This is a genomic window from Streptomyces sp. R35 (assembly GCF_041053035.1).
Lineage (GTDB): Bacteria > Actinomycetota > Actinomycetes > Streptomycetales > Streptomycetaceae > Streptomyces > Streptomyces lutosisoli.
On record NZ_CP163440.1, the window covers coordinates 991,207 to 1,012,863 of the forward strand.

The 21,657-nt window shown below is 70.3% G+C and carries 20 protein-coding genes and 1 pseudogene; 5 read left to right on the forward strand and 16 right to left on the reverse strand.

Annotation, left to right across the window (positions count from 1 at the left end; translation table 11 throughout):
* Window positions 1-68 precede the first annotated feature (68 nt).
* From AB5J50_RS04960 to AB5J50_RS04975, 4 genes and pseudogenes are all read right to left on the reverse strand, one after another.
* Window positions 69-980: an NAD-dependent epimerase/dehydratase family protein gene (locus AB5J50_RS04960; protein WP_369255237.1), complete on the reverse strand. Its 912-nt coding sequence runs from the start codon at window positions 978-980 to the stop codon at window positions 69-71.
* Between the two features lie 108 nt (window positions 981-1,088).
* Window positions 1,089-1,865 carry a GNAT family N-acetyltransferase gene (locus tag AB5J50_RS04965; RefSeq protein WP_369255239.1) on the reverse strand — a complete coding sequence of 259 codons (777 nt, stop codon included), beginning with the start codon at window positions 1,863-1,865 and terminating at the stop codon, window positions 1,089-1,091.
* A gap of 122 nt (window positions 1,866-1,987) precedes the next feature.
* Window positions 1,988-2,858, reverse strand: a pseudogene (locus tag AB5J50_RS04970) (fumarylacetoacetate hydrolase family protein).
* Window positions 2,859-3,037: 179 nt separating this feature from the next.
* The gene (locus AB5J50_RS04975; RefSeq protein WP_369255241.1) at window positions 3,038-3,652 is read right to left on the reverse strand and encodes a carboxymuconolactone decarboxylase family protein; all 615 of its coding nucleotides are present in this window, start codon (window positions 3,650-3,652) and stop codon (window positions 3,038-3,040) included.
* A gap of 104 nt (window positions 3,653-3,756) precedes the next feature.
* Here AB5J50_RS04975 and AB5J50_RS04980 point away from each other — a divergent pair, with 104 nt between their 5' ends.
* Entirely contained in the window at window positions 3,757-4,587 is an 831-nt protein-coding gene (locus tag AB5J50_RS04980) for an IclR family transcriptional regulator (protein ID WP_369255243.1), read from the forward strand.
* Between the two features lie 88 nt (window positions 4,588-4,675).
* Window positions 4,676-5,107: a DUF4259 domain-containing protein gene (locus tag AB5J50_RS04985; protein WP_369255245.1), complete on the forward strand. Its 432-nt coding sequence runs from the start codon at window positions 4,676-4,678 to the stop codon at window positions 5,105-5,107.
* Between the two features lie 223 nt (window positions 5,108-5,330).
* Here AB5J50_RS04985 and AB5J50_RS04990 read toward each other — a convergent pair whose 3' ends face one another.
* The 6 genes from AB5J50_RS04990 to AB5J50_RS05015 all read right to left on the reverse strand — a co-directional run bounded on the left by AB5J50_RS04990 (window position 5,331) and on the right by AB5J50_RS05015 (window position 11,187).
* On the reverse strand, window positions 5,331-6,656 hold the full coding sequence (locus tag AB5J50_RS04990) for an MFS transporter (RefSeq protein WP_327426377.1): 1,326 nt from the start codon (window positions 6,654-6,656) through the stop codon (window positions 5,331-5,333).
* Window positions 6,657-6,959: 303 nt separating this feature from the next.
* Window positions 6,960-7,910, reverse strand: coding sequence for a catechol 2,3-dioxygenase (locus tag AB5J50_RS04995; RefSeq protein WP_369255247.1), 951 nt, complete (start codon window positions 7,908-7,910; stop codon window positions 6,960-6,962).
* Window positions 7,911-7,919: 9 nt separating this feature from the next.
* Window positions 7,920-9,005, reverse strand: a complete 1,086-nt coding sequence (locus AB5J50_RS05000; protein ID WP_369255249.1) for a 4-oxalomesaconate tautomerase — start codon at window positions 9,003-9,005, stop codon at window positions 7,920-7,922.
* Window positions 9,002-9,712 carry a 4-carboxy-4-hydroxy-2-oxoadipate aldolase/oxaloacetate decarboxylase gene (locus AB5J50_RS05005; RefSeq protein ID WP_369255251.1) on the reverse strand — a complete coding sequence of 237 codons (711 nt, stop codon included), beginning with the start codon at window positions 9,710-9,712 and terminating at the stop codon, window positions 9,002-9,004. Before AB5J50_RS05005 ends, AB5J50_RS05000 begins: the two co-directional genes overlap by 4 nt.
* Window positions 9,709-10,458: a PIG-L deacetylase family protein gene (locus AB5J50_RS05010; RefSeq protein WP_369255253.1), complete on the reverse strand. Its 750-nt coding sequence runs from the start codon at window positions 10,456-10,458 to the stop codon at window positions 9,709-9,711. The genes AB5J50_RS05005 and AB5J50_RS05010 overlap by 4 nt, the downstream gene beginning before the upstream one ends.
* Before the next feature lie 78 nt (window positions 10,459-10,536).
* Complete coding sequence (locus AB5J50_RS05015; protein WP_327426382.1) at window positions 10,537-11,187, reverse strand: GntR family transcriptional regulator; 651 nt, start codon at window positions 11,185-11,187, stop codon at window positions 10,537-10,539.
* A gap of 227 nt (window positions 11,188-11,414) precedes the next feature.
* Between AB5J50_RS05015 and AB5J50_RS05020 the strand changes: the two genes are divergently transcribed.
* Together AB5J50_RS05020 and AB5J50_RS05025 are read left to right on the forward strand one after the other, a co-directional pair.
* Complete coding sequence (locus AB5J50_RS05020; RefSeq protein WP_369255256.1) at window positions 11,415-11,849, forward strand: cupin domain-containing protein; 435 nt, start codon at window positions 11,415-11,417, stop codon at window positions 11,847-11,849.
* 596 nt (window positions 11,850-12,445) lie between these two features.
* Entirely contained in the window at window positions 12,446-13,378 is a 933-nt protein-coding gene (locus AB5J50_RS05025) for an alpha/beta hydrolase (protein WP_369255258.1), read from the forward strand.
* A 154-nt stretch (window positions 13,379-13,532) separates the two neighbouring features.
* On the opposite strand, the gene AB5J50_RS05030 is transcribed toward AB5J50_RS05025, so the two are convergent.
* The 5 genes from AB5J50_RS05030 to AB5J50_RS05050 form a co-directional block, all read right to left on the reverse strand.
* The gene (locus tag AB5J50_RS05030) at window positions 13,533-14,603 is read right to left on the reverse strand and encodes an Ldh family oxidoreductase (protein ID WP_369255260.1); all 1,071 of its coding nucleotides are present in this window, start codon (window positions 14,601-14,603) and stop codon (window positions 13,533-13,535) included.
* A 20-nt stretch (window positions 14,604-14,623) separates the two neighbouring features.
* Window positions 14,624-16,333, reverse strand: a complete 1,710-nt coding sequence (locus tag AB5J50_RS05035; RefSeq protein ID WP_369255262.1) for a thiamine pyrophosphate-dependent enzyme — start codon at window positions 16,331-16,333, stop codon at window positions 14,624-14,626.
* Window positions 16,334-16,346: 13 nt separating this feature from the next.
* Window positions 16,347-17,207, reverse strand: coding sequence for an amidohydrolase family protein (locus AB5J50_RS05040; RefSeq protein ID WP_327426390.1), 861 nt, complete (start codon window positions 17,205-17,207; stop codon window positions 16,347-16,349).
* Window positions 17,208-17,338: 131 nt separating this feature from the next.
* A complete protein-coding gene (lhgO, locus tag AB5J50_RS05045; protein WP_369255264.1) occupies window positions 17,339-18,547 on the reverse strand; it encodes an L-2-hydroxyglutarate oxidase in 1,209 nt (402 codons plus the stop codon).
* Window positions 18,548-18,588: 41 nt separating this feature from the next.
* Window positions 18,589-20,037, reverse strand: a complete 1,449-nt coding sequence (locus AB5J50_RS05050; RefSeq protein WP_369255266.1) for an aldehyde dehydrogenase — start codon at window positions 20,035-20,037, stop codon at window positions 18,589-18,591.
* Between the two features lie 239 nt (window positions 20,038-20,276).
* Between AB5J50_RS05050 and AB5J50_RS05055 the strand changes: the two genes are divergently transcribed.
* A complete protein-coding gene (locus AB5J50_RS05055) occupies window positions 20,277-20,564 on the forward strand; it encodes a putative quinol monooxygenase (protein ID WP_369255268.1) in 288 nt (95 codons plus the stop codon).
* Between the two features lie 51 nt (window positions 20,565-20,615).
* Here the strand turns inward: AB5J50_RS05055 and AB5J50_RS05060 are convergent, their stop codons facing one another.
* The gene (locus tag AB5J50_RS05060) at window positions 20,616-21,656 is read right to left on the reverse strand and encodes a methionine synthase II (cobalamin-independent)-like protein (RefSeq protein ID WP_369255270.1); all 1,041 of its coding nucleotides are present in this window, start codon (window positions 21,654-21,656) and stop codon (window positions 20,616-20,618) included.
* Window position 21,657: the final 1 nt, after the last annotated feature.

A 21,657-nucleotide genomic window follows, 5' to 3' on the forward strand; every position in this document is an offset into this window, starting at 1 on the left:
TCCCGTCCCCTCGCCCGCAGGGGGCCGATTGGCCCTCGGCTCCGGGCCGTTCGGCCCCCGTTTGCGTGTCAGGCGGCCGCATTGAGAGCGGCCAGCCCGTCGTGACTGGACGGGTAGGCGGGGGTCCAGCCCAGTTCCCGCTCCGCCTTCGCCGCGGACACCCGCATGGCCGTCCGCATCATGACGTGTGCGTACGACATGGGCTTCAGCAGCCACAGCGGTACGGTCATCGGCTTCGGCAGTCCGAACTGCTCGGCCGCGGCGCGGACATGGGCGGCGAATCCCAGCGGGGTGCGGTCGACGATGTTGTAAGCCTGGCCGGGGCGGCCTTGTTCGACGGCGGCGGCGACCGCGCTCGCGGCGTCGACGAGGTCGATCCACGGCAGGACCCGTCCCTGGTCGTCGGCCACGGGAAGCTGCCGCTTGCGCAGCATGGGCAGAATGGCGTCGGTGCCGCCGGGGCCGTAGAAGAGCCCGAAGCGCAGCGCGATTCCCTCCAACCCGGTTGCCTCGAAGGTGAGTTGTTCCTTGATGCGCATGGCCGCGATGTGCTGTTCCAGCTGCGCGGTGGCGCCCTGCGGGCCGAAGGTGTCGTCCTCGGTGATGGCATGGTCGCCGTGGTCGCCGTATCCGTACCCGAAGACCATCGACTCGGCGACGAGTCGCCGTGCGCCGGTGGCCCGCGCGGCCTCGATGAGGTGGGCGGTGCCGTCGATGCGCAGCGCGTTGGTCTCGTGCATGTCGCGGTGGCGCAGGGGCGCCTTGCGCAGGGCGGTGGCGGCGAGGACGACCGTGTCGAAGTGCCGCCCGTCGACGGCACGCAGCAGCGCGTCGCGGTCCATCAGGTCGGCCTGGACCCCGTTGGCGGGGCCCCGGCCGAGGCCGGTGACCTGGTGGCCCGCGTCGGTCAGGGCCCGGGTGATGTGCCGGCCGAGAACTCCGCTCGCGCCGGCCAGGAGGATGCTCTGGTTCGTCGTCATGCCGATGCGACGGATCGAGCGGGCCGGGATGTGACATCGGTCCTGAAAATCTTTCCGGGCGTCACTGCCCGCGCAGGGGCGAGCACCGTCGGACATACGGGCCGGGCGTCACCGCGTATACACGTAGGGCGTCGTCGTGGTCAGCGGCTGGAAGCCCAGGCGGGCGAGGATGGGGCGGCTCTGGCTGGAGGCGTCGACCTGGACGTAGCGGTAGCCGCGCTCGGCGGCGACGCGGGCGCGGTGGGCGACCAGTGCGCGGTAGATGCCCCGGCCGCGCCAGGCCTCGACCGTGCCACCGCCCCACAGTCCCGCGAACCGGGTGCCCGGCAGGAGTTCCATCCGGGCCGCGCTGACCGGGGCGTCACCGGCGAGGGCCACGACGGCGACGACCGTGTCCGCGTCGCCGGTGAGCTGGGCCAGCAGCTGGTGGCGCAGGCGCGTGCCGTCGGTGCCGAAGGCCTGTTCATGGACCTCGGCCACGAGGTCGACACCCGCGCGGTCGGTGACGGGAAGCAGCCGTACACCCTCGGGCGGCTCCGCGTCGAGTGCCAGATCGCCCAGCTCGGCGACCATCAGCGTCTCCTCGGGCTCGGCGGTGAACCCGGCGGTCCGCAGCCGGTGCCCGAGGTCCTCCGGCTTGTCGTGCCCGTACAGCTTCCATTCGAACTCTCGCCCGAGATCGGAGAAGTACCTGACCTGATCGGCGATCGCCGCGTCCGCGCCGGCCTCGTCCAGGTCCGACCAGATCACCCCGTTCCAGCCCCGCTCGGCGCCGAGCTGGCGCACCACCTTGCCGACGCGCTCGACCCGGGCATCCGGGGCGTCCGGCCGCGCTCCTTCCCGCATGTCCCGATCGAACAGAGCCAGTACCGCAACGTGATCCATGGGGTCACTCCAGCATCCTGGGACGACTGGGGCAACGCATATGAGGTAACCCACAGTGAACCGGTGGCCCAAAGCTCTGTGTTCTCGATCTCGGGGCACTGCGGCACGCCCCATGACACCGTTCAGGCCGCGGGTCCCGTGAAGTGCTGGCACAGTTCCCCGATGCCGCCGATCCGGCTGACGAGTTCGTCGCCCTCGGTGAGATAGCGGGGCGGGGTGCGACGGTTGCCGACTCCGGCCGGAGTGCCGGTGAAGATCAGGTCGCCGGGGAGGAGACGTACGACGGCGGAGAGGCGGGCCACCAGGTCCGGGACCGGAAAAGTCATGGACTTGGTGCGGTCGTGCTGGACCGCTTCACCGTTGACGAAGCCGGTGATCTCCAGGTCGTCGGGGTCGTCGAGTTCGTCCGGGGTGACCAGCACGGGAGCGGTGGGCCCGAAGCCGGGGAAGGACTTGCCGAGGCTGAACTGGGCCGGTTTTCCCTGGAGTTGACTGACACGCTCCGAAAGGTCCTGGCCGACGGTGAGCCCGGCCACAGCGCCCCAGGCCTGTTCCTGACTCACCCGGTGGGTCTCCCTGCCGATCACCGCGACGAGTTCGACCTCCCAGTCCACCTTGCCGGGAGGCAGGGCGACGGTGGTGCGCGGGCCGGTGACGCAGGTCGGGAACTTGGTGAAGACCAGGGGCTCCTCGGGTGGCGTGAACCCCGCTTCGGCTGCGTGCGGAGGGTAGTTGAGCGCGACGGCGAACACCTGCCGGGGCCGCGGCACGGGCGCCTGGAGGGAAGCCGGGTCCACGGCCATGTCGTACGCGTCTTCGTGGAGGCCGGCCGCCCAGTCGCGCAACGCCGGCCACTTCTCCAGCAGGGCCATCGGGTTTCTCCAGCAGGGCCATCGGGTCGGACGGCAGCCGGTGCTTCGAGGCGGTGGCGACGTCCGCGGCCCGGCCGCCGCGCAGCAGGACGGCCCGGTCCGCGACGACAGCGAGCCTCACCGGTCCGCCTTCTGCCGTACGGGAGTTCCGTGGCCCCCGGCCTCCAGTCTGCTCGGGCGTCCATCGTCAGCGGTGACCAGCTTCATCAGGGCCTGCCTCCCTCTCCCTCTACTTTCACTGAATGAAACCTCACTTCACTCCATGAACTCGGTTGAGTATTGAGACACCCTGACGGCCCGTCAAGGGCTCGCCGGATGCCGGGACGCGGCGGCCTCCTCGAGGCCGGATTCAGGCCGTTCACCAGCGAAGACGCGCAGTTGGAGGGCGAGCATCGCGTAGTAGCCGACGAGCACCGTCAGTTCGAAGAGGCCGCGCTCCCCCAGTGCCGTCACCGCTGCGTCGTACTCCTCGTCCGTCAGCGCACCCGAAGCCGCCAGTGCGGTCGCGGCGCGCAGTGCCACGCCCTCGCCGGCGTCGGCGAGTTCGGGCAATCCACCGGCGCGCACGGCCGCCATCTCCTCGTCGGTCAGACCGCAGGCGCGCCCCACCGCCTCGTGGGCCTCCCGCTCGAAGCCGCTGCCCCAATGGGCCGCCACCGCGAGAATGGCCAGCTCCCGGACGCGGTCGCTCAGCACGGAGTGGTAGCGAACCGCGGCACCGACGGCCTGCACGCGCAGACCGACCGGGGGACTCAGCAGCATGGCGTTGAAGGGGCCCCGCAGGCACCCGTTCTCGTCGACGAGCGCGAACGCCTGCGGTCCGGCGGCCCGGGGACCACCCGCGATGGCGCGATAGACCTCAGCTTGCTCGTCCGTGAGTTCATCCGGAGTCATTCCGGCCAGCCGGTCGGTCATCGGGCGCCCTTTCCACTGACGAACCTCATGTGATACCTGCTTCCATGGAATGAAAGTGCCAGCCGAACCTTGCTGAACCCTGTGCAGAAAGCGAGCCGTCCGTCGTGCCCCCGCGCAAAGAGACCCGCAGCGAATCGCCGCCCGCTCCCGCCGACCAGTCCACGCCACCGAAGCGCGGTTACCAAGTGGAGGCGCTGGCCAAGGGACTTCGTCTCCTCGGACTGTTCTCGGAACAGCGCCCGTCCATGAAGCTCTCGGACATGGCCGCCGTGACCGGAGTGCCGCTGCCGACCGCGTTCCGCATGGCCGCCACGCTGGTGGGCGAGGGGTTCCTGGAGCAACTGCCGGACGGCGCCTACCGACCGGCGTCCAAGGTGCTCACCCTCGGCTTCTCCGCCCTGCGCGGCCTCGATCTCGTGCAGCTGGCCGACGCCCCGTTGCGCAGGCTCGCCGAGGCGACGGGGCAGACGGTCAACCTGGGCACTCTGTCGGACGACCGCGTGCTGTACCTGATCCGGCTGCGCAACACCGACCTGGTGACCGCCAACATCCAGGTCGGCTCACGCCTTCCGGCGGTCCGTACCTCGATCGGCAAGGTGCTGCTCAGCGGCCTCGACGACGCCGAACTCGACCGGCGCCTGACGGACGCGTCCTTCGCCGGGGCGGCGGGACCCCACGCCGTCAGGTCGGAGGCCGAGCTGCGGTTCGCCCTGACCGAGATCCGCAAGCAGGACTGGGCACTTCAGGACGAGGAACTCGCGTACGGGCTGCGCTCGGTGGCCGCGCCCGTCCGGGACGCCTCCGGCGCGATGGTGGCCGCGGCCAATGTGGCCGTACCCGCCATGGAGTTCCCTCCGTCCCGGCTGGCGGACGAGCTGCTGCCGCCGCTGCGGGAGACGTGCCGGGAGATTTCCCGGCTCCTGGGCGGCAGTTGACGCGACTGACGTCGGGGGGCACAGGATCGTGCGCCGTTGTCACTGCCTGCTGACACGATGCCCGGACATCACACGAGCGGGAGAGATCATGGGAACCTGGGACGTCGAACCCTTCGACAACGACACGGCCGCGGACTTCTCCTACACCCTCGACGAGGCACCCGAAGGCGAGCGGGAAGGCATCATTCGCGCGGCGCTGGTCCGCACGGTCGACACCCACGGCTACCTCGACCAGGACATCTCCGTGGAGGCAGTCGCCGCGGCGGCCCTGGTCGCCGCACAGTGCCCCGGAGGCGATCCCATCACCACCGTCTACGGGCCGGACTTGCCCATCCCCGAGCTACCCGCCGACCTGCGTGAGCTCGCCGTCCACGCCCTCGACCGAGTCGTCGCCGAGCCGTCCGAGCTCATGGAACTCTGGGATGAAAGCGGCGAGCACGGCCCTTGGCGAGCAACCATCTCCGCGTTGCGAAACGCCCTCCTGCCGCAGGCTCCGGGAGAACAGCTCAGTCTGATCTGAGACACCCAGTCCGAGGGCCGGCTCTTCGTGGTGGGGCGGGTGTGTCAGCCGACGGCCGGCACCGCCTCGCGCTGCGGTTCGGGTGCGATTGCGCCGTGGGCGCCGATCCGCTGCCGAGAAATTCAGAGGCCGGTACGCGCACGCGCACCGGCCGTATACACGCACGCGCCCGGGCCGGGCCCCCTCAGGCCCCACCCAGGCGCGTGTCCCTCGCCCCTCCGGATCAGCCGGTGGGCGTCAGCTGCTGCTGCGTGGTGCTCTGCGGCGCCGCCGAGTGGACGCGGCGCAGGCCGGTCAGGCTGACCATCACCATGGCGAACACGCCGGCGACGGCGAAGGCCGTGAAGCCCGCGGTGGTCGAGCCGGTGGCGAGCAGCTGGCCGCCGAGCCACGGGCCGAAGACGGCACCGAAGCGGCCCATGCCCGAGGTCCAGCCGACCGCGGTGGCGCGGTTGTCGTCGTCCGAGCGGTGCGCCACGGTGGCGTAGATCATCGCCTGGGCGCTGAAGAGGAACATGCCGGTCAGGAAGACGACGGTGTAGGTGAGCGGCAGCGCCATCTTGATGCTGAGGGAGTAGATGCCGATGGCGGTGGCGCCGAACCAGATCGCGGAGATGCGCGAGCCGCCGAACTTGTCGGTGAGCCGGCCGCCGATCAGCATGCCGACGATGCCGCCGAGGTTGATGACGATGACGAAGCCGATCGAGGAGCCGAGGTCGTAACCGTTGGCCTTCATCAGCGAAGGCAGCCACTGGGAGACGCCGTAGACCAGCAGGAGGCCGCCGAAGGAGGCCAGCCAGAAGAGCAGGGTCTGGACCCACTGGCCACCGCGGAAGAGGGCGGTGAGCGCGCTGAAGCGTTCGGTCGCGGCCGGGCGCTCCTTGTCACGGGCGGCCAGCTCGACGCCGTAGCGGTCGGCGAGCGCCTGGGCGTCCGCGGTGCGGCCCTTGGCCTGGAGGAAGGCCATCGACTCGGGCAGGAACTTGGCGGCCAGCGGGACACCGATGAACAGCGGGATCACGCAGATCCAGAAGGAGACGCGCCAGTCGCCGGTCCACAGCGCCACGAAGCCGGCGACGATGCCGCCCGCCTGGTGCGCGGTCATCAGGGAGCCGACGATCAGGGCGCGGCGGCCGCGGGGGGCGTACTCGGTGACCATGGTGATGGCGCTCGGCAGCAGGCCGCCGAGACCGAGGCCCGCCAGGAACCGGCCGAAGCTGAACATGCCGAGGCTGGAGGCGGAGGCACAGACGGCGGAGGCCAGGGAGAACACCGCGGTCGACACGATGATCGTCTTCTTGCGGCCCACCCAGTCGCTGACGGTGCCGGAGGACAGGGCGCCTATCAGCATGCCGAAGGTGGCGTAGGAACCGACGTCGCCGGCCTTGCCGGGGTCGATGCCGAGGGCCTTGGTCTCCATCATGTGCGGGAGCACGGAGCCGTAGATGAACATGTCGAGGCCGTCGAAGAGGACGACCAGCCAGCAGAGGCCGACGACAAGCGCGGCCATTCTGCCGCCGCGAGCGGGCAGGGCGAGGGAGGAGGACATCGTTGTTTCCTCTCGTCCAGGAAGCGTTGGCCCTGGAAGGGGGATCGGTGAGGCGGGTCGACGCGGCTCGTGCGGCTGACCCGATTGTGCCCCAGACGCTAAGGATTCGTTCCGGGAGTGTCAACGATTTTGTCAACAATCTTAGAAACGATCCGGCCACCGTCCTGACGGTGCCGCAAGCAGCTGAAGAACAGGTGAAACAGGCGCGGGCGGCACAATGCGCAGTGCCGCCCACGCTTCCGCGATGGCTTGTTTTATTCGCTCACATGACCAGATGGCCATCAGCGGACAAGGCTCAGCCAGTCAGCAGACCGGCGGCGTGCCGTGGGTGTGGAAGGACTCGATGGTCTTCAGACCCCAGGCCTGGCCCTTCTTCCGCTCGTCCTCGGTCCAGGTGACCAGCGGCCAGTCGGGGGCCAGGACAAGGCGGGTGAGCGGGTTGCACAGCTCGATACGGTTGCCGCCCGGCTCATAGACGTACAGGAAGAACGTCTGCTGGATGGCGTGCTTGTGCGGGCCGGTCTCGATGAACACGCCGGTGTCGATGGCGAGGTCGGCGGCGCGCAGGATGTCCTCGCGCGTGTCCGTGGCGAACGCGATGTGGTGCAGGCGTCCGTTCGAACCCGTCCAGTCCTCGGTGTAGACGATGTCGTACGACTTGCTGCTGAAGGTCAGCCACTGGGCGGCGATCTTGCCGGTGTTGAGCTGGATCTGCTCGGTGGGGCGAGCCCCCAGCGCGTCGCGGATGAAGTCGCCGTTGGGTGCGACGTCGGAGGCGAGGAAGTTGACGTGGTCCAAGCGGCGCACGCCCACCCCGTGACCGGGCTTGGCCTGCGGCTGGTTCTTCAGGCCCGGCTTCAGATGCTCCGGTGCCTGGTACCACTCGCTCTCCCAGTACAGGGCGATCTCATGGCCGTCGGGGTCGGTGGTGACGTAGAGCGGCCCGATACCGGGCTCGTCCTCGACCCAGCGGCCCTGGCCACCGGCGCTCTCGATCTCCTTGACCCGTCGCTGGAGGGCTTCCTCGCTGGAGGCGCGCAGGGCGGTGCGGCGGATGCCCGATGTCGTATGGGCGGTGAGGGTCAGACTGTGATGCTCGTAGTCGTCCCAGGTCCGCAGATAGACCGAGTCTCCGGAGCGGCCGTTCTCGGTCAGGCCGAGGTACTCCGTGAAGAACCGGACACTGGCGTCCAGGTCGGGGGTGAGCAGTTCGACGTGCCCGATGTGGGCGATGTCGCCAAGCGGCGGGGCCATGAGGCCTCCTTAAAGGTGATGTGCGGCTCCGGCCGGCCGGGGGAAGACCGTGCCGTCGAAGATCTTTCGGGCGGTGCGTACGACGGCGGTGCGCCGGGCCGCCGGGGCCCCGTCAGGGCCGTACTCGATACCGGCCTCGATGTCGAGGAACCCCGTGGGGTGCTCGATGCGCAGCCGGTCCCCCCTCTCGGGCAGGCGTGCCATGGCCTGTCCGACGCCGCCCTCCACCCGTAGCCCGGCGGCGACGCTCGCGGCGCCGAGGACTCCGATGGAGGTGTGGCAACGCACCGGAATGAAGGTGCGGGTCATGACGGCGCCGTCGCCGCGCGGCGGCGCCAGCAGGGTGAGCTTGGGCACGGTGGCGTTCTCGACGTCACCGAGGCCCATCAGCTTGCCCGCGTCCAGCCGGATCTCCCGGAGCCGGTCGGCGAGGGTCAGGTTCTCCTCAAGGTCCTTGGGCGCCTCATAGCCCGTGACATCGAGGGAGGAGGCCGCGATCAGGACGGTCGGCATGCCGTTGTCCACGCAGGTCACGGGGGTGTCCGCGACAAGGTCGCGGGCGTGGCCGGTGGGCAGCAGCGGACTGCTCCCCTGCGGGAACTCGATCACGACCGGCGCCGCGGTCCCCGGCACTCCGGAGATCTCGGCGGAGCCGGTGTACACGACGCGTCCGCCCTCGGTGGGGAAGCTCGCGACCGCGAAGTCACCGGTGTTGACCATCCGGATCCGTACGGACGTCTGCCCGTCGCCCGGGGCGACCAGTCCGCGTTCAACGGCGAACGGGCCGATCCCGGCGAGGATGTTGCCGCAGTTCTGACGGTCCGACACCTCCGCCCTGTCGACGACGACCTGGAGGAAGAGATAGTCGACGTCCGCCTCGGGGTGGGCCGAGGCGGAGACCACGGCCACCTTGCTGGTCAGGGGGTGCGCCCCGCCCAGGCCGTCGATCTGCCGCGGGTCGGGGCTGCCCATGACACGCAGCAGCAGGTCGTCGCGTTCGGCGGTGTCGGCGGGCAGGTCCTCGGCCAGGAAGTAGGCGCCCTTGGAGGTGCCGCCGCGCATCAGCATGCAGCGCACCTCCTCGGGCCCGCTCACGGCTGAGCTCCGTCCCGCACGTACTCGTCGTAGGACTGGTACGTCACACCGAGTCGTACGAGGGTCTCGCGCAGTCCGTAGCGGTCAAGGCCCAGCTGGCCCTCGATGAAGGCGGCGCGGGCTCCGGCCTCCTTGGCCTCGCGGGCCTCGGACGCCTCGGCCGTCTGGCGGGCGGTCTCGCGGGGCACGCACACCACACCGTCGTCATCGGCGAGGATCACGTCGCCGGGGCGGACGATCTGGCCGCCGATGGCCACCGGAACGTTGATCGAGCCGCCGGTCGCCTTGACCGTGCCCTGCGGGCTGACCGCGGCCGACCAGCCCGGGAAGCCCATCTCGCGCAGCTCGGCGGTGTCCCGGATGCCCGCGTTGATGATCACGCCGCGCACGCCGCGCTGCTGGAGCGCGGTGGCGAACAGCTCGCCGAACATGCCGTCGGTGGAGGCCGAGGTGGTGGTGACGACCAGGATGTCGCCCTCGCCGCACTGCTCGACGGCCGCGTGGATCATGAGGTTGTCGCCCGGCCACGAGAGCACGGTGACCGCGGTGCCCGCGACGCGCGTGCCCTGCTGGACCGGGCGGAGGTGGGTGCCGAGCAGGCCGGTGCGGCCCATCGCCTCGTGGACGGTGGCGGTGCCGTATCCGCCGATCGCCTCGACGTCCTTCGCGTCCGCTTTCGGCGGGTTGGTGATGATCACGCCGCTCATGCCAGCTCCTTCGCGATCTGCGGGTAGGGACGCATGTACGCCTCGGCCATGGTCTTGTGGGCCAGGCCCAGGTTCGGACCGGCGTTGCGCTTGAGCTGGACACCGCGGCGGACGGCGAGGTCGGTGTAGTAGTCCCACAGGTGCTGCTGGGCGCCGAGGCACTCCATGGCCTTGCGCTTGGTCTCCCAGACCTCGGTGATGTCGAGGAGCACCTCGGGCTTGAAGCCGCTCATCTCGGGCTGGTGCGGCTCGAAGTAGAAGACCGGCGGGGCACCGATGATCTCGCCCGGGCCGGGGTAGCCGATGGCCTGGGCGAGGACGCGGGCCTCCAGCGCCATCCGGTTGGCGGCCGGGTGGTCACCGTTGTAGGGGTCCTCGACCGGGTGGGTGAGGACGACGTCCGGCTGGGTCTCGCGGTAGACGGCCACCAGCTGGTCGGTCAGCTCGGCGGTGGCGATCAGCGGGTAGTCGCCGGCGTCGAAGAAGCGCACCTCGGCGCCGAGGGTGGAGGCGGCCTTCTCGGCCTCCTCGCGGCGTATCGCCTTGATCTCCTCGAGCTTCTTGCCCTCGCGCCACGCCTTGGCCGACTCGCCGCGCTCGCCGAAGGTCAGGCACGCGATGGTGACCTTCTCACCGCGGGAGGCGGCCAGGGCGATGGCTCCCCCGGCCCTCCACACGAAGTCCCCGGCATGCGCGGTGACGACCAGCGTCGATCGTGGGGTGGCGGGCGCTTTGCCGTGCGTCATTGCAGAAATCTCCTTGGTGGACAGATGCGCGCCCGCCTCGGCCTCGCCCGTCGCACAGCGCGTCAGCCGCGCGGTACGTCAGTCGCGCAGCGCGTCGATCACACTGCCGAGGTGGACGCGGACGGCCGCTTCGGCCGCCTGCGGGTCCCTGGACTTGATCGCTTCGATCATGTCCAGGTGTTCACTCAGGGACTGCTGGGCACGCCCCGGCCGCAGGGCCAACTGGAAACGGTGGCGCACCAGTTGAGCGTTGAGGCGCTCCAGGAGCTCCACGGCCACCTGCTGACCGGAGAACTCCCTGATCCGGGCGTGCACTTCGTGATTGAGCTCGGAGTACGTCACCGGCTCACCGTCGGCGACCGCCTTGGACATCGCCTTGCCCAAGTCGCTCAGCTCCGCGAGCTGTTCATCGCTGGCCGCGACGGCCGCCTTGGCCGCGCACAGTCCTTCGAGGGCCATGCGGCACTCGGTGATGGCCACCGCTTCCTCGACCGTCACCACCCGCACCCGCGATCCGCGGTTGCGGATCCGCTCGACCAGTCCCTCCGATTCCAGCTCGATCAGCGCCGCCCGGACGCTGGCCCGAGTGACATCGAACTGCTCGGCGAGTTCGTTCTCCACCAGCCGCTGGGCCGGTGCCATCTCGCCTTGCAGGATCGCCTGCCGAAGCCGCACCAGTGCGTGCTGCTTGGCCTGCTCTCCGGTGCCTGGACGGGCTTCCTTCTGCATTGCGCCCTCCCTGAGTGAGTGCCTGTCGAACGTAAATCTAGACCAACAAGATTGTCAACAATTTTGTTCGGCATGTTGCCGACATGCTTCATCCGCCACACCGATACGGCCCCATGTTCCACTGGCGCCGATGGTGTCGATGTGACCAAGTCCGGGAATCCCTGGGTTCGGTTACGTCACACTCCACGGAGAACGCCGACTCGTCGTCCGCTGAAGGGACTTCACGTATGCGCGCGCTGCTCCGCTCCGGGCTGGCCACCACCGCGGCCCTCTGCCTGTCGCTCGTCGCCGTCCCCGCCCACGCGACTCCTCCCGGACCGGGGGTCAGCGGCAGGATCATCGCGCAGACCACCGTCGGCGGCACCGACTACACGCTCCGGGAGATCACCGTCCCGCCCGGCCAGGCGACCGGCTGGCACTACCACGACGGAACCCTGTACGCGTACGTCAAGCAGGGCACCCTGAGCCACTTCGACTCGACCTGTGCACTCGACGGCCGCTACCAGGCCGGCGACTCCCTCACCGAGCCTCCCGGTCCCGATCACGTCCACATCGGACGCAACCTCGGCACCACCCCGCTGGTCCTGGACGTCCTCTACGTCCTGCCCCACGGCGCGCCCTTCTCCGAGGACGCGGCCAATCCCGGCTGCGATTTCCAGTAGCCGACCGGGGCGAGGCGGGGTCGCGGCTCAGCGTGTCTGGGGCGTCGCCGACCCGGAGGTCTACCAGGTCGGCGAGGCCCGCCTCGGTGAGGGTGCGCCGGGCGGCGGGCCGCGGGCCGCGGGTGCCTTGTGCGGCTCGTACTCGGTGCCGGATCAGCGTGCCACCGGGCCTGACGAGGATGTAGAGCAGGTTGCCGTTCTCCCGCTCCACCGCGAGGTGGGTGTCCTTGGCCGCGGGGAAGAACTCGCGTGAGTCGGGGCCACCCCAGGAGGCGCGCTGCTCGGGCGACAGGGCCTTCAAAGGAGGTCGGGCGAAGTCCGCCTTGACGTCGTGCTCGCGGCGCCAGTGTTCGAGGAGACCCAGTGGAGCGATCGCATACGCGGCGGACGAGAAGTCCTCCGAAGCCGCACTGAAGGGACCTTGTCCGGATCGACACCGGCCTGGTGTCCGGAGTGGCGGCAGCGCCGTCCTCGGTCACGGTATTCAAGGCGACTCCCTACGCACCTAAGAAGATTCGACCGCCCGTGCTAGCATCGGCCAACCAATTGCCAGGAATCCTGTTGATTGACGGACGCGGCTCGACGAACGGAACCGTATGTCTCTCCTCGCCCGGCCCGCGGTGGCCTCCTTCGCCGCCAAATCGATGCAGCGTCTTGCCCTGATGGCTGACCGGCGCCCGAGCGGCCGTGGTTCCGCGGCCGCTTCGCATGACCGTCTCCCCGAATTCCCGCGCACCGTACGCGAGTTGACGGTGCCGACCTCGTTCGGACCGGCGCGTGTCGTGGTGTACCTGCCCAAGAGCGAGGGTCCGCCTCCGCCGGTGCACGTCAACTTCCACGGCGGCGGCTACGTCCTGCCCCTGACGGAGCTCGACGACCCGCTGTGCCGTTGCCTCGCCGCGGAGGCGGGGGTGGCCGTGCTCAACGTGGACTACGTCGTTGCCCCGCAACACCCGTTTCCCGCCCCGCCGCGACAGGCGTTCGAGGTCGTCCGGTGGATCGCCGGGCACGGCGGCGAGCACGGCTGGGACGGCAGCCGGCTCTCGATGGGCGGACAGAGCGCCGGCGGCGGTCTCGCCGCGGCCGTGGCCCGTCAGGCTCTTGAGGAGGGCGGGCCCTCGATCGCGCTCCAGGTTCTCCATTACCCGCCGCTCGACCTAGTGACGAGCGCCAAGGACAAGCACGCCGCCATCGCCAAGCCGCTGCTGCGCCCATGGATGGCGGAGGTCTTCGACACCTCGTACGTGCCGGACCCGCGCGAGCGCGCCGACCGGCTGGTGTCGCCCGCCCATCCGTCGGACACCGCCGATCTCAAGGGCATCGCCCCGGCCCTGGTGATCACGGCGGAGTTCGACCTCCTCAAGGCGGAGGGCGAGCGGTACTCCGAGCGCCTTCAGCGGGCCGGGGCCCTCGTCGAACACCACGACGTGCCCCAGGCCGATCACGGCTACGACGGCAAGGACGACGTGAAGGCCCGGGAGGTCTACGCCCTGATCGCGCGGCATGTGCGGCAGGCCGTCAACTCCTAGGAGCCCGACGCCGGTTGAGCGTACGGGCTCCCTCAAGGCCGCCGCAGCGGCTGGGCCTGCCGGAACGGACGAGGCGGCCTGGGCGCCCGCCGCACATCGGACGCCCCGGCCGTCTGCCCCTCCATCCCCCTTCGTGGAGTCTGTGCCGGTCCCCCTACTGGGCTTCGGGCGGCGTGATGCCGAACCTGCCCGCGCTCTCCGTCAGTTCACGCCACACCTTCGGCGCCACGGGCACCCCCTTCTCGGACCGCTGCACGGCCACGGAGGCGCTGCGCTCACCGGGGTAGAACACGCCCTCCGCGCCGTCCGCCGGCGTAAGTCCCTTGAGGGTGCTCAGCGTGCCGTCGACGGCCGCGGTGAAGCCGTCCGCGTCGCCGAAGGCCGCCGGGTCGATCGCGATGAGCAGGGCGTTCTGGCGGTGCTTGCGGCCCTGGGGATCGTCGGAGTGGAAGCCCGCGAAGATCGGTGCTCCGACCAGCACGCTGGTGAGCAGCTCGAAGGCGAGCGACATGCCGGACCCCTTGGCGCCGCCCAGCGGCAGCGGCATGACCGCCTTCTCCGGGTCGGTGGTGGGGGTGCCGTCCTCGGTGGCGGCGGCGCCCTCGGGCAGCGGGGTGCCGCTCGCCTTGGCCTGGCGGATCTTGCCCAGGGCGATGGTGGCGGTGGCCATGTCGAGGAGCAGCGGGGCGTGCGCCTCGGCGGGTACGGCGATGGCGAGCGGGCTGGTGGCCACGGCGGCGCCCTTGACTCCGGTGTAGCCCATGTTGGGCATCCCGGCGACGAAGGCGATGCCGACCAGACCCTGCTCGGCGATCTTCGACACGTAGTAGCCGATGGCGCCGGTGTGGACGGTGCGGCGCACCCCCACGGCGGCGATACCGGCCGCCTTGGCCCGGGTCACCGCCTCTGCGGCGGCGGCGCTGAGGGCGACCGGGCCGGGCGCGCGGTCGGCGTCGAGGACGGCGACCGCGGACGCGCCCGACTCGACCTTGATCTCGGGCTTGGCGTTGGCCACGCCCTTGGCGAGCAGCTCCAGGTAGGCGGGAACGCGCGCGATGCCGTGGGAGTCGACGCCGCGCAGCGCGGCCCAGACGAACACATCGGCGGTGGTGGCCGCGTGCTCGGGGCTGAGACCGCCCTTCTCCAGGAGAGCGGCGGCAAAGGTGCGCAGGTCCTCGGCGGGGACAAGGACCTTGCCCGGCTTGGGGGTTGGGGTGTCGGACATGGTGGCGGGAGCCTCCTGGGTCAGCGGGTGACGAGAACGTCGACGACGGCGGTGGTGCCCTCCGCCACAGCCTTGAGCGCGCGCTCCAGGGCGGGGGCGAGCGCGTCCGGCGCGTCGACGGTCTCGGTGTGCATGCCGAACGGCTCGGCGAACTGCGCGAGTCGGGGCAGCCGGTGCAGGTCGGTGCCGAGCCACTCGCCGGTGTCGGCCGCCGCGCCGTTGGGGTAGAACCTGCGGTGGTTGAGGTTCATCGACTTGTAGACGCGGTTGTTGAAGACCACGATCAGCACCGGCAGCCCGTACGCGTTGGCGGCGTCGTACGACTGGATCACCGGGTTGTACGTGAACGCGCCGTCGCCGATCGTGAGCACCACGGGCCGGTCCCCGGCGGCGAGTTTGACGCCGAGCGCGACCGCGATGCCCTGCCCGAGCCCGCCCTGCACATAGAAGTACGAGTCGGGGTCGGAGGTCAGCGCATGGCGCTTGACGACACGGCTGTGCGTGATGGTCTCGTCGACGACGATCGCGTCCTGCCCGTCGAGCAGCTTGCGCAGCGTCGCGGCGACGAGCACCGGGTCGATGCCCTCGGCCTGCGCCGCCTTCGCCTCGGCCGCGGCGATCGCGGCCTGCTCGTCGGCGTGCCGCTCCTCCTGCGCCGCGCGCCGCGCAGTGACGGCGGCCACGTCGAGATCCTTGGCACGCTTGGCGAGCTGGCGCAGGGTGTTGGCGACGTTGCCCTCCAAGTACCTGTCCGCGAACAGAACTTGATAGACGACATGCGGGCGCTGCGGCACCTCGTCGATGACGACGATCTGTGCCTTCGACGGGCGGCGCGACGGCGGGTAGAACGGCGCGCGGCAGTTGACGAGGAGGATGAGGTCCGCCTCGTCCATCCACGGGCCGATGTCGCTGCCCGCGTGCAGCGGGTGGGTGCGCGGGAAGTTGCCGCACACCGCCGAGTCGGGCTCGACGACCGGGATGTTCCACGCCTCGGCGAAGGCGACGAGAGCCTCGAAGCCGCCTGCCTCACGGCCGGCCGTCTCCGTGACGATCACGGGGTTCTTCGCCTCGCGGATCATCTGGGCGACCGGGTCGACCTCTTCGGGCGAGCTGTGCGTGGAGCCCGGCGGCACGATGGGCTTGGCCTGGCGGCCGTCCCACTCCTCCAGGAGGATCTCCAGCGGGATGTTCAGGTACGCCGGGCCCGCGGGCGCCCGCCAGGCCAGTTCCGCCGCCCGCGTGATCATCGTGGGCAGGGTGTGGACGCTGGCGGCCTCGGTGGACCACTTGGTGAACGGCTGGGCGATCTGGTGCGGGCCGCCCACGATCGACAGGTTGCGGTACCACTGGCCGCCCGGGTCCTGCCCCGGACCGTCGCCGTACGTGGTCGACTCCGAGGAGGTGACCACCATCGGAACGCCGGCCAGGAGCGCGCCGTGCACCGCCATCGAACCCTGGAGCAGGCCGGGGGCCGCGTGCAGGAGCACGCCCTGCGGGCGGCGGGTGACGAGCCCGTAGCCGGTGGCCATGCCGACCGCCACCGTCTCGTGGGTGAGGTCCAGGTACTCCGGCGCGGGCTCACCGTCACGGTGGCGCCGGGCCAGGGACTCCCAGACCGGGGCCCATTCGGACCCCGATGAGCAGAAGATGTAGTCGGCGCCGACGGCGTTGAAGGCGGAGACGACGGCGTCACCGCCGTCGACGCCTGGAGTGTTCTTGGTGTCCGTCATCTCTCTTGCTTCCTCAGCCCTCGATCGGCCAGTCGAGGACCTCGCTGATGCCGCGGCCCATGATCCACTCAAGCTCTTCGGGCGTGAAGTCGTAGTGCTTGGTGAACTGCTCGACGGTGTCGGTGTACGTGATGCCGTGGCCGAGCAGGCGGGTGATGTCGGTGCCGTAGAAGCAGCGCTCCGGGCCCATCTTGTCGACCATCTCGCGCACGTACTGCTCGATGTTCTTGTTCGGGAAGGGCTGCGTCGAGTAGCCGGGGAGGGCCGAGACCTTGACGTAGATGTTGGGGTGCTTGGCCAGGTCGGCGGTCTCCGCGACCCAGTAGCCGATCGCGTCGTCGACGCAGCGGGCCATGATGCCCATGTGGTCGATGATGATCTTCAGGCCGGGGTGCTTGGCGGCGATCTGGCCGAGCTCACGCTTCCAGATCGGGGCGTGCACCATGGTCGGGACGGCGAGCTCCTCGGCGACCGGCCAGTACCAGTCGTTGGTGCCGTCGATCATCCAGTTGCGGTCCTGCGGCCGGTGGAAGGTCAGCCGGGTTCCCTTGATGTAGGGGTTCTGCGCGAAGTCCTTGAGCATCGCGGTGCCCTCGACCTCGTTGTCCTGCGGGACGCGGGCCATGATGCCGAAGCGGTCCGGGTGCGCCTCGCACGCCTCCAGCGCGTAGTCGATGCGGTTGCCCTCCCAGGAGGGGGGCAGGATCAGCGCCCGGTTGATGCCGGCCTCGTCCATCAGCTCCAGGGCCTCCTCGTAGGAGAACGCCTCCTCGCGGTGACCGTTGAGGCGGATGCGCTCCCGCGCGCCCGGGACCCAGGGGCGGTCCGGGGTCTCTTCCTTCCAGATGTGGATCTGGGTGTCGACAACGAACATGTCTTCAACTCTTTCTGCCGAAGGGGGTGGTGAGGTGGTGCGGAAGGAACGCTAGGCGGGTCGTGAGGCCTTGCCGAGTCCTGGGGATGCAAGCAGTACTTGCGCGGAAGTGCGCTGCACGCAGGGCATTTTCAGGTTGCGCGGGCGTCGCCGAAGACGGCGTCGACGATGTGCTCGGCGATCGCCATGGAGGCCGTGGCGGCCGGCGAGGGCGCGTTGCGGACGGCGGTGATCCGGCCCGTCCGGTGGATGCGGAAGTCGTCCACGAGCGTGCCGTCCGGGTCCAGCGCCTGGGCGCGTACACCGGCCCCGCCGCGGACCACGTCCGCGACACCGACGCCAGGGACGTACAGCTTGGCGTCCTTCATGAAGGCCGCCCTGGACAGTGAGCCGCGGTATTCCTTGATGCCCGTTTTCCAGTGCTGGGCGGCCATCTTCCACACGCCGGGGTAGGCGGCGAGCCCGGCGAGGTCCTTGAGCGAGACGCTGCCGAGTCTGTAGCCCTCCCTGGCGAGTGCCAGGACGGCGTTGGGGCCGACCTCCACCGAGCCGTCGACGCGCGGGGTGAAGTGCACACCGAGGAAGGGGTAACGCGGGTCCGGGACCGGGTAGATGAGCCCGCGCACCAGGTCCGTCCGCTCCGGCCTGAGGAGCATGTACTCACCCCGGAAGGGGATGATCTTCGGCTCCTTCTTGTCCTGGGCAAGCTTGGCGACGGAGTCCGAGTGGAGGCCCGCGCAGAGGATCAGCCGGTCGACCCGGACCCTCTCCTGCCCTGAGCCCACCTCGATGCCGCCCGGGACATTGGTGATGGAGGTGACCGGAAAGCCGAGTCTCACCTCGCCGCCCGAGGCCTCTATGTCCTTGGCGAACTCCCGGGCGATCGCCGGGTAGTCGGTGATCGCGGTGCGCGGGGAGTGCAGGGCCGCGATGCCGCCGGCGTGGGGTTCGAGCTCCTTGATCTCCTCCTTGGAGATCTTCCGCAGATCGGGTACGTGGTTGTTCCGGGCCCGCTCGTAGAGGCTCTCCATCCGGCCCAGTTCGTCCTGGCGCACCGCCACGACGAGCTTGCCGATCTCCTCGTACGGCAGTCCCCGGTCCTGGCAGTACTCGCGCAGGACGGATACGCCCCGTACGCACAGGTCGGCCTTGAGGCTGCCCGGCGCGTAGTAGATCCCGGCGTGCACCACGCCCGAGTTGTGCCCGGTCTGGTGGACGGCGACCTCCTGCTCCTTCTCCAGCACCACGACACGGGTGCCGGGGCGGCGCAGGGCGATCTCGCGGGCCGTGGCCAGACCCACGATGCCGGCCCCGACGATGCCGATCGTCTCGTCAGCCATCGGCTTCCTCCTTTGCTTCCTGACGTCAGATCTCAAGAGCGTCAGGCACCGAAGTGGATGGCGACAGTCTTGACGCGGGTATAAAAGCGCAGGGCCTCCTCGCCCTGCTCCTTGAACGGCGACCCGGAGTCGCGGAAGCCACCGAAGGGGTGGTGGACGTCCCAGCCGGAGGTGGTGGTGTTCACGGCGATCTGGCCGCACTCGGCCTCGTCGGCGAAGCGGTACGCGGCGCCCAGGTTCTGGGTGAACACGGCGGCGGCGAGACCGAAGACGGAGTCGTTGACCGCCTCGACCGCCTCCTCGAAGGAGTCCACCGGGCGCAGGGCCACGACCGGTCCGAACACCTCCTCGCGCCAGATGTCCAGATCCGGGGTCACGTCACCGAGCACCGTGGGATTGACGTAACAGCCGTGGCTGAGGGCCTCGTCCGCCGGCTGGTCGCCGCCGGCGAGGACCGTCGCACCCTGCTTGACGGCGCGCTCGATGTCGGACACGACGCTGTCGCGCTGCTTGGCGCTGACCAGTGGCCCCATCGTGGTGCCCTCGGCGAGGCCCGGACCGACGCGCAGCGCGGCGGCCTCGGCGAGCAGCAGAGCGGTGAACTCCTCGTACACGGACCGTTCGACGATGACCCGGCTGGTGGCGGTGCAGCGCTGCCCGGCCTGCGCGAAGCCCGCGGCGACGACGGCCTTGGCGGCGGCGCCCAGGTCGGCGTCGGCGAGGACGACGGTGGCGTTCTTGCCGCCGAGTTCGCCCTGGAAGCGGACGTTGCTGTGGGCGAGTCGGGCGCGCAGGCTCTCGCCGACCTCGTTGCTGCCGGTGAAGGTGAGCGCGGCCAGGCGCGGGTCGGAGAGCAGTGGCTCGGAGATCTGTGAGCCGCGGCCGGTGACCACGTTGAGGACGCCGGCCGGCAGGCCCGCGTCGTGCAGGGCGCGGGCGAAGTGCAGGGCGGCCTGCGGGGTGTCGGTGGCCGGCTTGAGTATGGCCGCGTTGCCGGCCGCGAGGCAGGGCGCCAGCTTGCGGGCCGGGGTGATCAGCGGGTCGTTCCACGGGGTGATCGCGAGGACGATACCGAGGGGTTCGCGCTGGTGGTGGGTGCGGGTGTCCGGGCGTACGTCGTGCACGAGCGTGCCGTAGCCCTGGCGGGCGATGCCCGCGTAGTACTCCAGGAAGTCGGCGGCCTTGATGGTCTCGCCCGTCGCCTCGGCGCGGGTCTTGCCCATCTCGGTGGCCACGTCCTCGGCGATCTGCTCGACGCGCTCGCGCAGCAGCCGGGCCGCTTCGGTCATGATCCGGGCACGCTCGAAGGGGCTGGTGCGCTTCCAGACGGCGAAGCCCTGCTCGGCGTGGTCGTAGGCGCGGGTGACGTCGGCGGCGCTCAGCGCGGGGACTCGGGCGACGGGAATGCGCAGGTCGGAGGGGTCGTGGACGTCGATCCACTCGCCGGTCGCCACCCACTCTCCGCCGGAGAGCGTTTCCAGGGTTCGCATGAAGATCACTTCTCTCGTCTGCCGCGGTGCGGGGCCGCGGTGAACCAGATGGACGGCCGTGGGCCGGATCGGACCGGATCGGACGGGACGGCCAGGGGTCGGAACGACAACACACGACAGGGGGGCCAGGCGACCAGCCCCGCGGCGGCAGACATAGCTTTCGCTCCGCGCAGGTCGCCCATCAGGGGATTCATGCTGGAATCGGCGGGTATCACCGCACACTCATCCGGAGGAAACACATGGCATTCGCTGTCGTCGCCCACTACCGGTGCGCACCCGCCGACGAGGCGACCGTACGCGCCGCGCTGCTGAAGATGCGCGACCTCACGCCGACCGAGCGCGCGAACCTCGCCTACGAGGTGCACGCGGAGGTCGACCAGCCGGGCTCGTTCATGCTCTACGAGCAGTACACCGACCGTGCCGGCTTCGAGGCGCACAAGGCTGCGGACCACTTCGCCGAGCTCATCCTGGGGTGCGTGCTGCCGATCCTGACGGAGCGGACCGTGACCTTCGCAGAGGTCCTCTGAGGCCCCGCCGGGAAGCGCGGATGCGCTTCCCGGCCCCTCGCTGACCAGGGGTCAGAACTCGTTGCCCCAGCAGTAGCGGGCGAGGGTCTCGACCAGGACCAGCTTGCGCCGCTGGTCCTCGGCGCCGAGCAGCGGCCGGGCGGCCGAGTCGGCGAAGCCGCGGGACGGCGCGAGGGCCATGTCCTCGATGTCCTTGATCTCGGCGCCGGCGTCGATACGGGCCATCACCGTGTCGAGGTCCTCGAGTTCGGGCGCGGTCGCGTCCACGACGCCCAGGCACGCGTCCCGGTCCTCCGGCAGCGCCCTGAGCAGGTCGAGTTCAGCCTCGGTTCCCTTGTCGTACGGCAGGATCCAGCGGTCCGCCGCTACCTCGCCGTACAGGCGCTCGGCCCGGGCCCGGTCCACCGCGGCGGGCGCCTGCCAGCCGGGAGAGACGCCGATCCGGACACCCTCGGGGCGCTCGTCCAGGCGTACCGCCAAAGCCTCCACGGCCAGCGCGTCCTCGAAGGACAGCGCGCCGGGTGCGGCCGGGTCCGCGGCGATGTGGCCGAGGAGCAGCGGGTTGTTCAGCTGGATCAGGCGCACGCCCCGGGAGACCAGCAGTTCGATCTCCGCGTGGATGATCTCCGCCAGGGCCTCGCCGAGTTCGCGGGCCGAGGCGGGGCCGCCCGACGCCGCCAGCTCGGGCTCGAAGGTGGTGGCGGCCAGGTAGGCCGGGGACGGCAGAGACGCCTTGGGGGCGATCACCGTCAGCTCGGCGAGCCGGCCGGCCCAGTCGGCCAGCAGCGGGCCGTTGGCCTTCGGCAGGGACTCCGCCACCCAGCGGGGCAGGCCGTCGGGGGTCTCCTCGTCGGTCCGCCGGAAGCCGGAGACGCCGTCGAAGACCGCGCTGCGGAAGTCCTCGCGGGGGAAGTCGCCGTCGGTGACGACCGTGGTGCGCAGCCTGCGCTGGTAGGCCACCACCTCCGTGACCGCCTCGAGTTCGGCCTCGGCCAGGGCTTCGGCGTCACCCGCGGCGCGGGCCGTCAGGAGCGTGGCCGGGCGGATCAGGCTGCCGTGGTGGTCGATGCGGTAGTTGAAGGTATCCGCCATG

Excerpts from the sequence above, each read along its gene's own strand:
- lhgO (WP_369255264.1), bottom strand. The coding sequence starts at position 18,547 with ATGGCTGACGAGACGATCGGCATCGTCGGGGCCGGCATCGTGGGTCTG.
- AB5J50_RS04995 (WP_369255247.1), bottom strand. The coding sequence starts at position 7,910 with ATGGCCCCGCCGCTTGGCGACATCGCCCACATCGGGCACGTCGAACTG.
- AB5J50_RS05040 (WP_327426390.1), bottom strand. The coding sequence starts at position 17,207 with ATGTTCGTTGTCGACACCCAGATCCACATCTGGAAGGAAGAGACCCCG.
- AB5J50_RS05030 (WP_369255260.1), bottom strand. The coding sequence starts at position 14,603 with ATGTCCGACACCCCAACCCCCAAGCCGGGCAAGGTCCTTGTCCCCGCC.
- AB5J50_RS05010 (WP_369255253.1), bottom strand. The coding sequence starts at position 10,458 with ATGACGCACGGCAAAGCGCCCGCCACCCCACGATCGACGCTGGTCGTC.
- AB5J50_RS05060 (WP_369255270.1), bottom strand. The coding sequence starts at position 21,656 with ATGGCGGATACCTTCAACTACCGCATCGACCACCACGGCAGCCTGATC.
- AB5J50_RS05005 (WP_369255251.1), bottom strand. The coding sequence starts at position 9,712 with ATGAGCGGCGTGATCATCACCAACCCGCCGAAAGCGGACGCGAAGGAC.
- AB5J50_RS05055 (WP_369255268.1), top strand. The coding sequence starts at position 20,277 with ATGGCATTCGCTGTCGTCGCCCACTACCGGTGCGCACCCGCCGACGAG.
- AB5J50_RS04985 (WP_369255245.1), top strand. The coding sequence starts at position 4,676 with ATGGGAACCTGGGACGTCGAACCCTTCGACAACGACACGGCCGCGGAC.
- AB5J50_RS05035 (WP_369255262.1), bottom strand. The coding sequence starts at position 16,333 with ATGACGGACACCAAGAACACTCCAGGCGTCGACGGCGGTGACGCCGTC.
- AB5J50_RS05020 (WP_369255256.1), top strand. The coding sequence starts at position 11,415 with ATGCGCGCGCTGCTCCGCTCCGGGCTGGCCACCACCGCGGCCCTCTGC.
- AB5J50_RS04990 (WP_327426377.1), bottom strand. The coding sequence starts at position 6,656 with ATGTCCTCCTCCCTCGCCCTGCCCGCTCGCGGCGGCAGAATGGCCGCG.
- AB5J50_RS05015 (WP_327426382.1), bottom strand. The coding sequence starts at position 11,187 with ATGCAGAAGGAAGCCCGTCCAGGCACCGGAGAGCAGGCCAAGCAGCAC.
- AB5J50_RS04975 (WP_369255241.1), bottom strand. The coding sequence starts at position 3,652 with ATGACCGACCGGCTGGCCGGAATGACTCCGGATGAACTCACGGACGAG.
- AB5J50_RS05025 (WP_369255258.1), top strand. The coding sequence starts at position 12,446 with ATGTCTCTCCTCGCCCGGCCCGCGGTGGCCTCCTTCGCCGCCAAATCG.
- AB5J50_RS05050 (WP_369255266.1), bottom strand. The coding sequence starts at position 20,037 with ATGCGAACCCTGGAAACGCTCTCCGGCGGAGAGTGGGTGGCGACCGGC.
- AB5J50_RS04960 (WP_369255237.1), bottom strand. The coding sequence starts at position 980 with ATGACGACGAACCAGAGCATCCTCCTGGCCGGCGCGAGCGGAGTTCTC.
- AB5J50_RS04965 (WP_369255239.1), bottom strand. The coding sequence starts at position 1,865 with ATGGATCACGTTGCGGTACTGGCTCTGTTCGATCGGGACATGCGGGAA.